Genomic DNA, 13,103 nt, shown 5'->3' on the forward strand with positions numbered 1-13,103 from the left:
ATTGAGGTTGTCCTTTTTTGTGACAACCTCAACTTTCTATAAATGCAGAAGAAATTACAGCAAGGAGTACCTACTATGAATCAAAGTGTTATGAAGGCATTAAAACTATTAAACTTTTTTTCGGCGGATACACCGGAGTTGACATTAAAGGAAATAGCAGCTAAAGCAGATATTCCAAAGCCAACAGCATATCGGCTGTTAGCTGCACTGGAAGAAAGTGATTTTTTATACAAAACAAAAGAAAATGAGCATGACAGCAGGTATCGCCTTGGTCTGAAACTGCTTGAACTGGGGCACATTGTCTCGGATCAGCTCGAGGTACGCACTATCGCGTTGCCGTACATGCAACAACTGGCCCAGGAAATTAATGAAGTGGTCCACCTGGTTATTGTGAATCAGGATGAAGCTACCTACATCGAAAAAGTGGACAGCTCCAGAGCGCTTCGTCTTAACACACGAGTTGGTAAAAGCTCACCTTTGTATGCAGGATCTGGTCCCAAAATGCTTCTGGCAAATTTGCCACCGGAGCAGCAGCATGAGATTCTGACAGCAGACACCTTTTATCGGAACAACCAATTAGTTGATAAACATGAGTTAATAGACCAGTTGGAAAAAATCCGCGAAAACAGGTATGCTTATAGTGTCGGGGAGCAGGATGCCGATACAACCGGTATTTCATATCCGGTATATGATTATCGCAATGAGGTTATTGCTGCCCTGGCTGTCAGCGGTTTATCCAGCCATTTTGAAGGAGAAAATCTGGAATGGATAAAAACAAAGTCAAAACAAACCGCAAAAACAATTTCCGGACAACTCGGTTACAAAGGTTCTGATTTTTAAAGGTGAGAGGTGGATCTATCAATGAATACCGTTTTTATTGCTGGGCATGCACGGCTCCCATCTGGTATGGCAGCCAAAAGTATTTATGAAACATTAACGATTACCGCGGAAATTGATAAGAAATATGGTGTAATCGTAACAGCCGGCTGTACACTAGCAACATTGCATGGCCGCGAGTTTGTACAGCAACTCCTGAGAGGGCACAGTCTGCAGGATGGAATTGATGAACCTGTCCAGGTTGTGAAGGAGCATTACCTCGGAAAGGCAGGTAATGCATTGGAATCGGCCTTAAAAGATTTGTATAAACAATATGAAGAGTTTGTCAAAAAATAAAACCTCCCACCAGTTGTTATTTATGGTGGGAGGTTTTATTTTAAATAAATTTTAGAGAAAAGTTTGATACAATTATAATTGGTAACTATTCAAGAATTGGGCCAGATTGTTTAGCAACGCTCGTAAAGCAAATGGATTTTTTATGTTAGGATAAATGGTGATTGTGAAGAAATGTACTTAAAGTAACGGGCAGGTTAGTTCAGATTCTGTTTTATTTAAATAAAAGACGGTGAAAAAAGCACCGTCTATAATTCGCTATTTATTTTGTGTTAATTCTTTGTAATAAAGGTAATTGACTTTATGCTTGGTAGCCATTAACTGCGAAGCCAAAACCGCCGTATAAACAGTGGTTAGTACAATTGCTCCAATACCAAGACCTGAAAGGTTTATCTTATTAGATGTACTCATTCCATTATTACTTGTGCTCATAGCATTATTACTTGTGGGTGCTTCTGCCATTTTATTAACCCCCTAATTTGTTATAGGGGTATTATTTGTAAAGGCATTTAAACTTATACTCTAAAAAATAACTGAGAGAAAGAAAAGAGGCAGGTCTTAAAACCTTTAAGTTTGTGAACAAATATACTTAAACAAACGGGCGCTTTTCCCTAATAAGGATTAGCGCCAATATCGCATAAAAAGGCTATTTAATTAAATAACATTAAAGGCGGTAATCGCATATTTGTTTTATAAAGAAATATGGAGGAATAAAATATGCAGAAAATAGTTGAAGGAATAAATTATTGGATAAAAACATTACCAGATGAGTATAACATTATGTCTGAAGAACAAATTTCAATTCGACCATTACCAAATAAATGGTCTGAAAAAGAGATTTTAGGACATTTGTGTGATTCTGCGATAATTAATATTGAGAGGTTTATAAAAATTCAATATGAAGAAACAATTTATGTTGTTCAATCGTATAATCAAGACCAATGGGTAGCGGTTCAGAATTATCAAGGTAGAAAAATCGATGAAATAATAAACCTTTTTCAAACTTTAAATAATCAAATTTTGAATATAATTAAAAATATTCCTGATGAAAAGTTATCTAACCTATGTGACATAGGAAATAATCAACATAAGACACTAGAATGGCTAATACAAGATTATCTTGGGCATATGGAACACCATATTCACAATCAAATCTTGATAGAAAATAAAAACTTATAAATTTAATTCTTTGTCAACTATCTAGCATATAAAAAAGACTGTTCCCTAAACGGCTGCTAATCTCTAATAAGATTGGCGGCGATATTGGATCATTGGGCCAGTTAGCGAAAATTTTGTAGTGGCAATCCATAATAATCTGAGTAGGGATAGTGTGAAAATTTTACTTTTTGTTATAGTATCTAGTTTACTTGTGTATATGAATATCACCCCCCATTTAACGGGATTACGGCGATCGCGGTCAATAAAACGGTCAATAAAAGTAAATAGGAAAAATGCTAACCAATTGTTCCATTATAGGCGCCTATCTTTAATAGGATTGTGGCCAATATTCCATCGTTGGTCGCCCATTTTGGAATAAAAGACTGATAAATGTTTAGGGGGTAAAGATCGTGGACAATGCTAATGATTGGAAAAAAGATCGTATATCGCCGACACATCGAGGTAGAACCCCCATGATAATATTAAACTTAAAAGAGGGTTTGCGGTTACAGGTGGCACCCAGTTTTTACCAGGATATCGCCTGTTGTTTTCCTTTATGAATTACAGTAGGATTACCAACAAAAGGCTGAATATCCTTTGAATAGGACTTTAATTGGGGATGCAATAGTGGTACTCCTTAATCAAGAGTTCTCGGGAATTCTTTTTGTGTTCTCTGCTTACCATTGACTGAGAACACAAAAAATTACAATGATTGCAATCGCGATTAGAATAAATGAAACGAATACAATCGGCATATGGGAGGAATAAAAAGATTGATTTTCAATTTGTTTTTTCTTACTCAGGTAACTAGTTGTGGCGATGATAATGATGACCATACCAAAGAAAAAAAACCCTGTAATAATCCCCAACATGATCTCGAAAGCATTACTCGCGGAGGGAGTTATATTTCCTGAGAAATGTAAACTTGTCATTAAAAGCCCAATGCCGATAATTGCAATGGAGGTCCGAATCCATGCTAAATACGTTCGTTCGTTTGCCAGGTGTTGTTGTGCATATTTTAATTGGGACGTTTTTTCTTCTTTACCCATATTAATTCCTCCCCATATTGCCCAGGCTTTCCAATGCCCATGATATAGGTGATTTAGCTATCTGGACGACTTTGTTGTACTACTTTTAGGTTCCCAACCCGCTTAGAACCAGTTAAGCGGGGTTGGGTTTGTATTTTCGAATACATGTTTGACTTCCGTATACTCATCAAGTCCCTGTTTTCCCAATTCACGACCGATACCGGAAGATTTATAGCCGCCCCATGGTGCCTGGGCGAAATAAGGGTGGAAGTCGTTGATCCAGACCGTTCCCATCCGCAACTGGCTGGCTACACGTCCACCTTTGTCAGAATTGTTGGTCCATATGGCGCCAGCCAGTCCGTATTTTGAGTCGTTGGCCAGTTGGATCGCTTGTTCTTCGGTGCTGAAGCGTTCAATGGTTAATAGAGGACCAAATGTTTCTTCCTGGACGATGCGCATCGATGAATCACAGTTTATAAAAATGGTTGGCTCGAAGAAGAAACCTGCCTGTAATACTTCATCCTCAGGACGCTTACCACCGATGATTAGTTCGGCGCCTTCCTTAACACCTACAGCAACATAGTTTTCGACTTTTCTAAGGTGTTCTTTAGAAATGAGCGGCCCCGATTGGACCGAACTGTCGAATCCATTGCCCAACGTAATATGCTTGGTGCGTTCCACCAGTGCCTCGACAAAGGCATCATGAATAGTATCCTCTATTAATAATCGGGCACCTGCTGAGCAGACTTGACCAGCATGAAAAAACACGGCATTTAGTGCTTGGTCCACAGCTGTTTCAAAGTCAGCATCAGCAAACACGATATTCGGATTTTTCCCGCCGAGTTCAAGGGCAATCTTTTTGAAGTTGCCTGAAGCGGCCATCATGATTTTTCGTCCCGTTTCAATGCCGCCGGTAAAGGAAATGAGATCGACGGCATGACTTTCAGCAAGCAACTGACCGGTTTTGGTACCTGGACCAAGCACGAGATTGACCACACCCATCGGTACACCAGCTTCTTCCATGAGTTCGGTAACTTTGATGGTTGTCAGTGGTGTGATTTCACTTGGCTTGATAACGATAGTGTTGCCTGTTGCCAATGCTGGTGCCAGTTTCCACGATGCCTGGAGCAGTGGATAATTCCAGGGGGTGATTTGCCCACAGACACCGACAGGCTCACGAACAACTTTGCTTCTAGAATCTGGGATAGGGGAATCAATGATGTCGCCGTCATCCTTATCAGCCAGTCCGCCGTAATAGCGAAACACATCAGCGATATCGCTCATATCGTCCAGGCTCTCTGTTAGTGTTTTTCCTGTATCCATCGTCTCAAGCTCGGCTAGTTCCGCTTTATCCCGTTCAATAAGTTCGGCTATGGTTAGAACAATGTTTCCCCGTTCAGTTGCTGGCTTATAAGGCCAAACACCATAATCAAAAGCCTCTCTGGCAGCATTGATGGCTGCCTGTGTGTCGGTTTCATCCCCTTCAGGAACGTTGGCAACCGGTTCTTGGTTATACGGATTGATAATGGTGCGGGTTTGTCCGTTAACGGCTGCAACCCATTGACCGTTGATATACATATACTTATCCATTATGATTGATGACCTCCTTAAAAGGTTGTAAATAATTAGGCGCCACCTAGTACACGTGTGCTGTGGGGAGGTTGAATCTTTGACTTAGGGTCGATGTAATGTTTGGCTTGACTAACAGCGACCGGTGCTTCGCCAAATCCTGTGGCAATCAGCTTAACTTTGCCGTCGTAGGTTGTGATATCGCCGGCAGCGTAAATTCCCGGAATATTGGTCTCCATCTTTTGATTAACAACAATTGAATTCTTTGTCAGCTCCAATCCCCATTCCTTAATGGCTCCAATATTTGATAGAAACCCGTGATTAACAAGCAGGGAATCGATGTCCAATATCTCAGCGTTATCTCCTTTAGGTTCTTTTAAGGCGACAGATTCGATTCGATCGTCAGTACCGTTCAATCCGTTAATGGCCATAGGGGTTTTGATTTGGACGTTTGTCTCGTGTAATTGTCTAACGCTTTGTTCATGCGCCCTGAATTGATTCCGGCGATGGACGAGCGTGGTTTCTTCAGCGATGTCTGAGAGCATCAGGGCCCAATCGACAGCCGAATCGCCCCCTCCCGATATACAGACACGATGCCCTTTAAGAACCTGCAGGTCACTAACAGAATAGAAAAGATTCTTACCTTCATAGTAATCGGCTGCTTCGAGTTTTAGACGACGTGGCTGGAAGGCGCCAGCTCCACTTGTAATGAGTACTGTCTTGGCATAATGGACAGTTTTAGTAGTCGTTATTTTAAATAACCGTTCCTCAAGCTTCTGGACATTCTGGACGTTTTCTTCCAGACAAATGGCCGGGTCAAATTGCCTGGCCTGTTCTTCCAACTGGTGGGTGAGTTCTTTGGCTGATACTTTTGGCCATCCCGCCACATCATAAATATATTTTTCCGGATATAAGGCCATCATTTGGCCACCTGTTTGGGGTAGGCTGTCAATAATTTTGACAGATATTTCACGCATTCCCCCGTAAAAGGCGGCAAATAAGCCAGTTGGCCCGGCGCCGATAATGATGATATCATCGATGTGTTCAGCGTTGTTCACGTTAATCACCTTCTTATTTATTCAATCATCATTTATAAACGATGACATTTTTATCCTCTATACGCACGTTAAAACTTGGAATTCTTTTATCCGGGTTAGCAAGCATTCGACCATCGTTTTTGATATCAAATTCCCTGCCATGCCATGGACAACGGATAATCTCACCGTGATGACAATAATCATAATCACCCGGCTTGCTGTTAGCAGTCGTTGCCCCGCACATCATGCCTTTATCGAGCGGAGCACCTTGATGGATACATTGATTCAAAAAAGCATAGAATTCCCCATCTGGCGTACGACAAACCAATATTGTTTGCTTTCCAAATACTGCTTTCATCATGCCGCCTGGATTTATATCGGATGTTTGACATACAATTTGTTCCTTCATGTTTATTCATCCCCTGCTTTCCCCAATTTCGGGTAAAAGTTCCTGGCGTTTTCAGCGAACACCTTATTCTTAAGGTCTGAATCCATTCGTGGTAACGCTCTATGTGGTGAATCATAATCCCAATGCGGATAATCGGTTGAGAAACAGAGCATTTCATCCGTACCCATCTGCTCAATCAGGGAGTAGAATTCCTGTTTCGTTAACTCTTCTGCAGGTTGTGTTGTGAAACGAACCTGATCTTTCATAATGTCACTTGGCTTTCTTGTGAGCCATGGAACTTCATGACGCAAATCCCGATATTGCTGGTCCATTTTCCACATTAGATGCGGAATAAAAGTAAAGCCGCCTTCAATCATCATAAGTCCCAGGTTTGGGAATTTCTCGAATACACCATTGAACATCATGTTGGTAATTTGCTTCATGTGCGCTGTTGGAATCAATGTGTGCCACTCGATAAAGTAGCGTGGCCATTTACCGTAATAGACAGGTGGCTCGTTATGATGCATACCAATCATTAAGTTATGCTTCTCAGCTGCTTCAAAAATAGGGTGATAGTATGGTTCTCCCCACATAATGTCATCGATCGGCAGTAATACCTGCACCATTTTGGGATGAGAGCCGACACGCTCAATTTCCCTAACTGCTCCGTCGCGGTCCTGTGCGGCAATGTGAACCGAACCGTATAACCGTTTATCCTGATTCAGCCACGTTTCAATTTGCCAGTCATTATAGGCCGTTGCCAATGCTGTCGCCATTTCATGCCAGCCATGCATGGAGGAAGGGGATGGGTCCAATGCCCCTGTCAAAATACCAGCCTCATGACCGATTTCGTCGAGCAGCTGTTCCTGCATGAATCCTAAGTCTGTGCCTGCTGGTCTGCCATCCGAAAGTGCTGCATCAGCTCGATCGACTCCCGCAACGGTTGGCTGTGTATAAGGCATATGTTTTTCCTGCATCCAGTGGCAGTTTTTAATGTAATGTTTGAACGGTTCATCCAGCTTATCAACAATATCATTATACTGAACGCGTTCATGGATGTCTGTATCGACAATTGCCATTTTGTTATGATCCATAATTAGTGGCCTCCTCGTAATCATTTTTCGAACAATTGAAATCGTATCAGACTTCTTTGAAGACTCCCAAATCCACTCACAGTGAATGAGTGGCATTTAGATCATTCAGTGAAGCTCAGTGAAGCTCAGTGGGGTTCAGTGGCAGTTTTTTGTTTTAAATTAATTTAAAAAATTTTTATTCTCCTGATTAAACTCTAAATGGATCAGGTGAATGATGCGGGGGATTTACCCTATTGACAGGATTTTAAGAGGGAGGGTATGAATCTGAAAAGCGAGATATAAGAGTGTTTGAATGGTTCTTTAAAAAGCGAAACCAGTTTGCAAAGAAAACTATCTTGTGTAAGAATTAACAATTGTTTGTACAAACTTTATATAATAATCACTACATAATCTTTAAGGAGTGTTACTACATGAAACATGTTACATCTGTTTTTTGGTACGGTCTGGCTGTTTGTGCACTAGTTGTTTTATGGGGAACAATAGCTCCTGAACATTTAAAAAGTGTAACAGCTGAAGTTACGTCATTTATTTCCACGAGTTTTGGATGGTATTACTTGCTAATTGTTACGATCATACTCGTTTTCTGTGTTTACTTGATTTTTTCACGAATGAGCCATATTAAGCTTGGCAAACAGGATGAGAAGCCTGAATTCAGCCTTCCATCATGGTTTGCAATGCTTTTCAGTGCTGGTATGGGTATGGGACTCGTTTTCTGGACAACAGCTGAACCCATCTCTCATGCTTTTAAGAATAGTCCGGTTGCAAAAGAGGGCAGTGATCAGGCTATTGAACAATCGCTTCAGTTCTCTTTTTTTCATTGGGGTGTTCACGCATGGGCAGTGTACGCGCTTGTTGCATTGGTACTCGCCTATTTTAAATTTCATAAAGACTATCCGGGGTTGGTCAGCGCGACGCTAATACCGGTTTTTGGACAAGACCGTATGAAAGGGATAGCAGGTAAACTGATTGACACCTTAGCAGTAGTTGCTACTATCGTTGGTGTGGCTGCCACCCTGGGATTTGGTTCAGCTCAAATCAATGCAGGTCTGGCTTTTTTGTTCAATACGCCTAGTAATTATGGCGTGCAATTAATCATATTGATTATCAGTACGATTTTATTTACCATATCCGCCTGGTCAGGGATCAGTAAAGGAATCAAATATTTGAGTAACATCAATATGGGTCTTGGCTTTCTCTTGATGCTTATGATGTTAATTGTTGGTCCGACTTTATACATCATGAATATGTTTCTTGATTCGATTGGCGGGTATCTCACCAATTTCTTTAATTTTAGTTTCCGTACTGCGCCATTGGATGAGGATCGTTCGTGGATTAATGCCTGGACCATTTTCTATTGGGCATGGTGGGTTTCCTGGTCACCGTTTGTCGGCATATTTATCGCCAGGATTTCCAGAGGACGTACCATCAAAGAATTTATGCTTGGCGTCTTGTTCGTACCTGCCGTAATTTGTTTCATTTTCTTTGCGGTATTTGGAGTATCCGCACTCAATATTGAACAGCAGGGAATTACGGCTATTTCGGAGTACCCAATGGAAACAGCGACTTTTGCCATGCTGGAGCAATATCCGCTTGGGGCACTTATGTCGTTCATAACCATTGTGGTGATTGCCCTATTTTTTATTACCTCCGCGGACTCAGCAGTATTTGTCCTGGGTATGTTATCATCACAAGGCTCCATCAATCCTTCGGGTGTGGTGAAGATTGTTTGGGGAATAAGTCTGTCAGCAATGGCTGCGATCATTGTCTATTTCGGGGGGGCGCAAGGACTCCAAAATGTTCTGATCATTGCCGCCTTCCCGTTTTCGGTTGTTGTCTTGCTGATGGGTTATTCTTTCTATAAAACTGCCAATAAAGAAGTTATGTCAAAACGCGAAAGACAAAAGTGGGATAGGTCGGCGTAATCTTTCTTTCAAAAATCGTGGTCCGGCTGGAGTGGATATTGAACCTTGAACACACCAGCGCCTGTAATTAAATCCTGATTTACTATAAAAATATATATCCTCGTAAATGTTGTATTATCAATGTTTGCGAGGATTTTATGGTTTCGGGAAGGGGGAGATATTACATCTGAGGTGTTTGGGGGGGCAAAAACAACGTTATTGCAAAAAATAAATCTGCCGCCAATTGCGACAGACAACAAAAAGGCCATCATATTAGCTTTTATTCAAGGCAAGGTGTTTGTTAGTATTTGTTTGAGCGGTCGTTACATACTTATTAATACCCTCTCTTACAGCATACTCAGCAATACGATTATAGAGCTTTTCTTTCTGATCATTAGTCAGGGGGGGGATACTTGGAGAATATCTAGGCACTGACTTCCCTCCTTTTACCCAGATTGTCTGGCATATTATTCTGCAGAAAATCGCAAAGGACTCTTAATTCATTGACGACTGAATCAATATGTTGTTTGGGTATGGCATATGGACTATCAAAAGATACAATCTTTTTAATTTTTCCCTTTTTATCATAAAGCGGAATACACAATAAAAACTTCGTGTTTCTTGTTTGCTGTTTTTGAAATTCATTCATTTTTTTATCCAATGCCATTTCGGGATCATCATGTTGATCATGGGAAGCGACGACTTCCCCTTTCCCTTGGTTATAACATATGCCAACGCCACCTTCTTCGTTTGGGTATACCTCAAAATAAAGATTATCAGCGACATTATCAGCCAGTTGTTCATTTCTTTGGCATACAAAGACTTTTCGATTAAACTTTTTTAACCTTATTTTTTTTAATGGGTTTTTCAATTCAACCCAGAAACGAATATTAAGTTCTTCAAGGGAAATATCGTATTCCTTATAAATTGATCTCATCCATAATGTTTTTAACTCTTTTAAAAGCACATCACGCTGCTGTAGGTATTCAGTTGAGATATTCGTTGCCATTTTAGATTTAAACACAATCCAAAACCCAGGTATGCCTATCCCCAGTATTCGAAAGAATAATTGCCAATGGGCTATCTGGACCCCTAATATCTCTTTCCCAAATTGATTTAATAAGGTTGTTAATGCTAACACATTTAACGCCGTTATGACCAATAAAAAAATAGCACCAGAAATAATGGGGCCTTTATTTCTTTTTAGCATAATGACCCTCTTTCAACCCTTTTAGAACATATATATGCACTTAAAAGGGAAATTATTTTTTTAAAAAAGAGGGTGTCTTAATAAAATTGTAATTGACATCATAAACGTGGATCAATTAACTGCAAAAGAAAGGGAAATTTTTAATCATTCAGTTGTACAGAGATAATAAAGTTGTTAAATTTGCAATTATCTTGCGGTAATGAAATTTAATATAAAAATAAAGGAAATATCTTCTTGAAGGTCGAATATTAGCATAGAACCATAATTAACTATGAGGAGGATTCTTGTGCGTCCACGACCGTTATTTATCGAAAACCCAGAGCATGATAGGTATGTTAGTCTTGTGCCAGATGGAGATATTGAAGAAATACTTAGTAAGCAACGAACTAAGACCATTACCCTCTTAAGCAGCGTATCAGAGGAGTCAGCAAGGAAGGCGTACGCACCAGGGAAATGGACTTTAAAAGAAGTGATTGGGCATATGACCGACTCGGAACGTGTGATGTCGTATCGAATGCTTGCCATTGCACGAAATGAAAGTGCACCACTTCCAGCAATGGATCAGGATCAATACGTTTCTGCGGCAAACTTCAACAAATTATCCTGGGAGCAGTTACTAGCTGGTTTAGACGCGGTACGCTCCAACACGTTAAGCCTTATTTCAACCATTGATGATGCAGCGTGGTTTCGTAATGGAACTATAATGAACAGCCCAGTATCGATAGGTACCATTGCATATGGCATTGCCGGGCACGAGTTACACCATATGAAAGTGATTAGTGATAAATACTTATAAGTCTTTTTCTATTAATGAAAAAACCTAATTAAAGGTGACTTTACAAGCCATAAATAATCTCTTTTTTGTAAATAGTCAAAAAATATTACACACTTGTTTACAGAAAAAACTTTTTACTAGTTTCCACAAAAGGAGAGGTATGATGGTAATAAAATGGATTAATAAAATGCCGTAGCAAAGGGGGGATTCGTTTGAAGGTTCGACTGTCAGAGTATGATGAAAATTGGGTTCAAATGTACGATGATGAGGTTCAAATTTTAAAAGGAATATTCGGGGATAATGTAATTAAATTTGAACATTTTGGAAGCACCTCTGTTCCAGGCATGAAGGCAAAGCCTGTTATTGACATGATGTGCCTTGTAAAAGGTATCAAGAAAATCGATTCTTTCAATGATCACATGCGTTCGCTTGGATTCGATATTGCTGGCGAATGGGGGATACAAGGAAGACGCTTATTTCGTAAAGGTGGAGAGACCAGAACCCATCATATTCATGTTTATCAATATGGCAACCCTCAAATTGAACGACATCTGGTTTTACGAGATTATTTAAGAACACATCCAGACGAAGTTGAAAGATATAGAAGTTTGAAAGAAGAACTTGCCCAACGATATGATGATACAGCTTTCTACAGTAAAGCAAAAAAACCCTTTGTGAAGGACTTGGAACTGAGGGCATTAAATTGGTTTGAAAACCAAGAACCAAAGAAAGTATATTAGTCATTATTCAATCAATCTCTAATAAGATTATGTTCAGAATCATTGATCCTTGTTACTTAAATAAAAGGGTAAAGAAAGTGAGAGCTATTTATGATCAATAATAAAGATTACATAAGTTACATTCGGGAAAAAGTGGGTCATGATTTAATATTCCTTAATTTTGCTGGAGGTGTTGTTTAAACGAGCAAAAACCCAGATAATCCCGATGAACTGGCATGGTTTTGCATGAAGCATACTTTCCATTGTCAGAAGTAATTTGCGGTCTTTGAAACAGAAGAAGAAACTGGGCAGACTTTTTATGAGGCGTTCGTACACCGGAGGATAGGGATTATTATGGTTAAACCATTTGTTCCGCAGTTAATTTATGTCGTTTCCAAGCTATTATACATTTACAGGTTGATTCCTTTTTCCTCAAGATTTTTAATGCATTCCTGCAAATATTCCTGATTGTGTTCCGGGTAAACCGGTTCCCCTTCGTTATTGCATGTTCTTATCAATTGCTCATTTTTATAGGGTGGGCAGGTTTTTCCGCGATATAATGGATTCTCCCATAAAGGATCATTTTTATAACCCCTTCGTTTCATTTCGTTCATGACCTTCATGTGGTACAGGTACAATCTATAGGGAGAATAACTGAATACATAGTTAACCGTCTTATGCTTTTTTCTCCAACCGTCTCCTCGTAGTGCGCAACATTCTCTGTGCTGTCCAAGCAACTGCGGACGGGGTAATTTGGGTAGTAGATGATCATGCCACAATCGCATAGTATTTCCTCCGTTTTTATTGTTGCTTATAGATTTGTATCTATGTTTCATGCCCCAATAAAGAAGATTTGTGTGAAATTATAGCACAGATATTGATCATCTGTCCGGCAGATATAGTTATCGTTTATCACAGGATACTAAATAATTCGCCAAAAAGCTTGCTGGACGCCAGGAACCAGTTTATGAGTATCTTTTATTTTTTTGTGCTATAATTAAATAGTAAAAGGGGAGTAGCTTTTACAGTAATGTCGTCATCACAGAATGAATCA

Annotated in this window: 14 protein-coding genes and 1 pseudogene; 7 read left to right on the plus strand and 8 right to left on the minus strand. The window is 39.9% G+C overall.

Translation table 11 applies throughout. From position 1 onward, the window contains the following. Positions 1–75 precede the first annotated feature (75 nt). Complete coding sequence (locus tag HUX68_RS17045; protein WP_174615922.1) at positions 76–840, plus strand: IclR family transcriptional regulator; 765 nt, start codon at positions 76–78, stop codon at positions 838–840. 21 nt (positions 841–861) lie between these two features. Further along, positions 862–1,173 (plus strand): DUF3870 domain-containing protein, encoded by a 312-nt coding sequence (locus tag HUX68_RS17050; RefSeq protein WP_174615923.1) that lies wholly within the window; start codon positions 862–864, stop codon positions 1,171–1,173. Between the two features lie 255 nt (positions 1,174–1,428). Here HUX68_RS17050 and HUX68_RS17055 read toward each other — a convergent pair whose 3' ends face one another. After that, positions 1,429–1,632, minus strand: coding sequence for a hypothetical protein (locus HUX68_RS17055; RefSeq protein WP_085520978.1), 204 nt, complete (start codon positions 1,630–1,632; stop codon positions 1,429–1,431). Between the two features lie 255 nt (positions 1,633–1,887). Between HUX68_RS17055 and HUX68_RS17060 the strand changes: the two genes are divergently transcribed. Beyond that, on the plus strand, positions 1,888–2,349 hold the full coding sequence (locus tag HUX68_RS17060; protein ID WP_174615924.1) for a DinB family protein: 462 nt from the start codon (positions 1,888–1,890) through the stop codon (positions 2,347–2,349). 656 nt (positions 2,350–3,005) lie between these two features. Here the strand turns inward: HUX68_RS17060 and HUX68_RS17065 are convergent. The 5 genes from HUX68_RS17065 to HUX68_RS17085 form a co-directional block, all read right to left on the minus strand. Then, a complete protein-coding gene (locus tag HUX68_RS17065) occupies positions 3,006–3,377 on the minus strand; it encodes a YidH family protein (protein ID WP_174615925.1) in 372 nt (123 codons plus the stop codon). Positions 3,378–3,479: 102 nt separating this feature from the next. Beyond that, positions 3,480–4,946, minus strand: a complete 1,467-nt coding sequence (betB, locus tag HUX68_RS17070) for a betaine-aldehyde dehydrogenase (protein WP_174615926.1) — start codon at positions 4,944–4,946, stop codon at positions 3,480–3,482. A 35-nt stretch (positions 4,947–4,981) separates the two neighbouring features. Further along, positions 4,982–5,983: an NAD(P)/FAD-dependent oxidoreductase gene (locus HUX68_RS17075; RefSeq protein ID WP_174615927.1), complete on the minus strand. Its 1,002-nt coding sequence runs from the start codon at positions 5,981–5,983 to the stop codon at positions 4,982–4,984. A gap of 28 nt (positions 5,984–6,011) precedes the next feature. Next, positions 6,012–6,371, minus strand: coding sequence for a Rieske (2Fe-2S) protein (locus HUX68_RS17080; RefSeq protein WP_174615928.1), 360 nt, complete (start codon positions 6,369–6,371; stop codon positions 6,012–6,014). A gap of 2 nt (positions 6,372–6,373) precedes the next feature. Further along, entirely contained in the window at positions 6,374–7,444 is a 1,071-nt protein-coding gene (locus HUX68_RS17085; RefSeq protein WP_174615929.1) for an amidohydrolase family protein, read from the minus strand. A gap of 410 nt (positions 7,445–7,854) precedes the next feature. On the opposite strand from HUX68_RS17085, the gene HUX68_RS17090 reads away from it, so the two are divergent. Next, on the plus strand, positions 7,855–9,366 hold the full coding sequence (locus HUX68_RS17090) for a BCCT family transporter (protein ID WP_174615930.1): 1,512 nt from the start codon (positions 7,855–7,857) through the stop codon (positions 9,364–9,366). Positions 9,367–9,769: 403 nt separating this feature from the next. Here HUX68_RS17090 and HUX68_RS17095 read toward each other — a convergent pair whose 3' ends face one another. Beyond that, the gene (locus HUX68_RS17095) at positions 9,770–10,555 is read right to left on the minus strand and encodes a hypothetical protein (protein WP_174615931.1); all 786 of its coding nucleotides are present in this window, start codon (positions 10,553–10,555) and stop codon (positions 9,770–9,772) included. A gap of 286 nt (positions 10,556–10,841) precedes the next feature. Between HUX68_RS17095 and HUX68_RS17100 the strand changes: the two genes are divergently transcribed. From HUX68_RS17100 to HUX68_RS19540, 3 genes and pseudogenes are all read left to right on the plus strand, one after another. Further along, positions 10,842–11,351 (plus strand): DinB family protein, encoded by a 510-nt coding sequence (locus HUX68_RS17100; protein WP_174615932.1) that lies wholly within the window; start codon positions 10,842–10,844, stop codon positions 11,349–11,351. A gap of 191 nt (positions 11,352–11,542) precedes the next feature. After that, a complete protein-coding gene (locus tag HUX68_RS17105; protein WP_174615933.1) occupies positions 11,543–12,070 on the plus strand; it encodes a GrpB family protein in 528 nt (175 codons plus the stop codon). Positions 12,071–12,160: 90 nt separating this feature from the next. Next, positions 12,161–12,247, plus strand: a pseudogene (locus tag HUX68_RS19540) (NUDIX hydrolase); the annotation flags it as partial. A 212-nt stretch (positions 12,248–12,459) separates the two neighbouring features. Here HUX68_RS19540 and HUX68_RS17110 read toward each other — a convergent pair. Next, positions 12,460–12,834, minus strand: a complete 375-nt coding sequence (locus tag HUX68_RS17110; protein ID WP_174615934.1) for a TIGR02328 family protein — start codon at positions 12,832–12,834, stop codon at positions 12,460–12,462. Between the last annotated feature and the right edge of the window lie 269 nt (positions 12,835–13,103).

This window comes from Virgibacillus ihumii, assembly GCF_902726655.1.
In the GTDB taxonomy this organism is placed as follows: Bacteria; Bacillota; Bacilli; order Bacillales; family Amphibacillaceae; genus Lentibacillus; species Lentibacillus ihumii.

What these genes read in the sequence shown, in the direction of transcription:
- HUX68_RS17065 (WP_174615925.1), bottom strand. Translation starts at nt 3,377, where the DNA reads ATGGGTAAAGAAGAAAAAACGTCCCAATTAAAATATGCACAACAACAC.
- HUX68_RS17110 (WP_174615934.1), bottom strand. Translation starts at nt 12,834, where the DNA reads ATGCGATTGTGGCATGATCATCTACTACCCAAATTACCCCGTCCGCAG.
- HUX68_RS17095 (WP_174615931.1), bottom strand. Translation starts at nt 10,555, where the DNA reads ATGCTAAAAAGAAATAAAGGCCCCATTATTTCTGGTGCTATTTTTTTA.
- HUX68_RS17045 (WP_174615922.1), top strand. Translation starts at nt 76, where the DNA reads ATGAATCAAAGTGTTATGAAGGCATTAAAACTATTAAACTTTTTTTCG.
- HUX68_RS17090 (WP_174615930.1), top strand. Translation starts at nt 7,855, where the DNA reads ATGAAACATGTTACATCTGTTTTTTGGTACGGTCTGGCTGTTTGTGCA.
- HUX68_RS17050 (WP_174615923.1), top strand. Translation starts at nt 862, where the DNA reads ATGAATACCGTTTTTATTGCTGGGCATGCACGGCTCCCATCTGGTATG.
- HUX68_RS17055 (WP_085520978.1), bottom strand. Translation starts at nt 1,632, where the DNA reads ATGGCAGAAGCACCCACAAGTAATAATGCTATGAGCACAAGTAATAAT.
- HUX68_RS17080 (WP_174615928.1), bottom strand. Translation starts at nt 6,371, where the DNA reads ATGAAGGAACAAATTGTATGTCAAACATCCGATATAAATCCAGGCGGC.
- HUX68_RS17085 (WP_174615929.1), bottom strand. Translation starts at nt 7,444, where the DNA reads ATGGATCATAACAAAATGGCAATTGTCGATACAGACATCCATGAACGC.
- betB (WP_174615926.1), bottom strand. Translation starts at nt 4,946, where the DNA reads ATGGATAAGTATATGTATATCAACGGTCAATGGGTTGCAGCCGTTAAC.
- HUX68_RS17060 (WP_174615924.1), top strand. Translation starts at nt 1,888, where the DNA reads ATGCAGAAAATAGTTGAAGGAATAAATTATTGGATAAAAACATTACCA.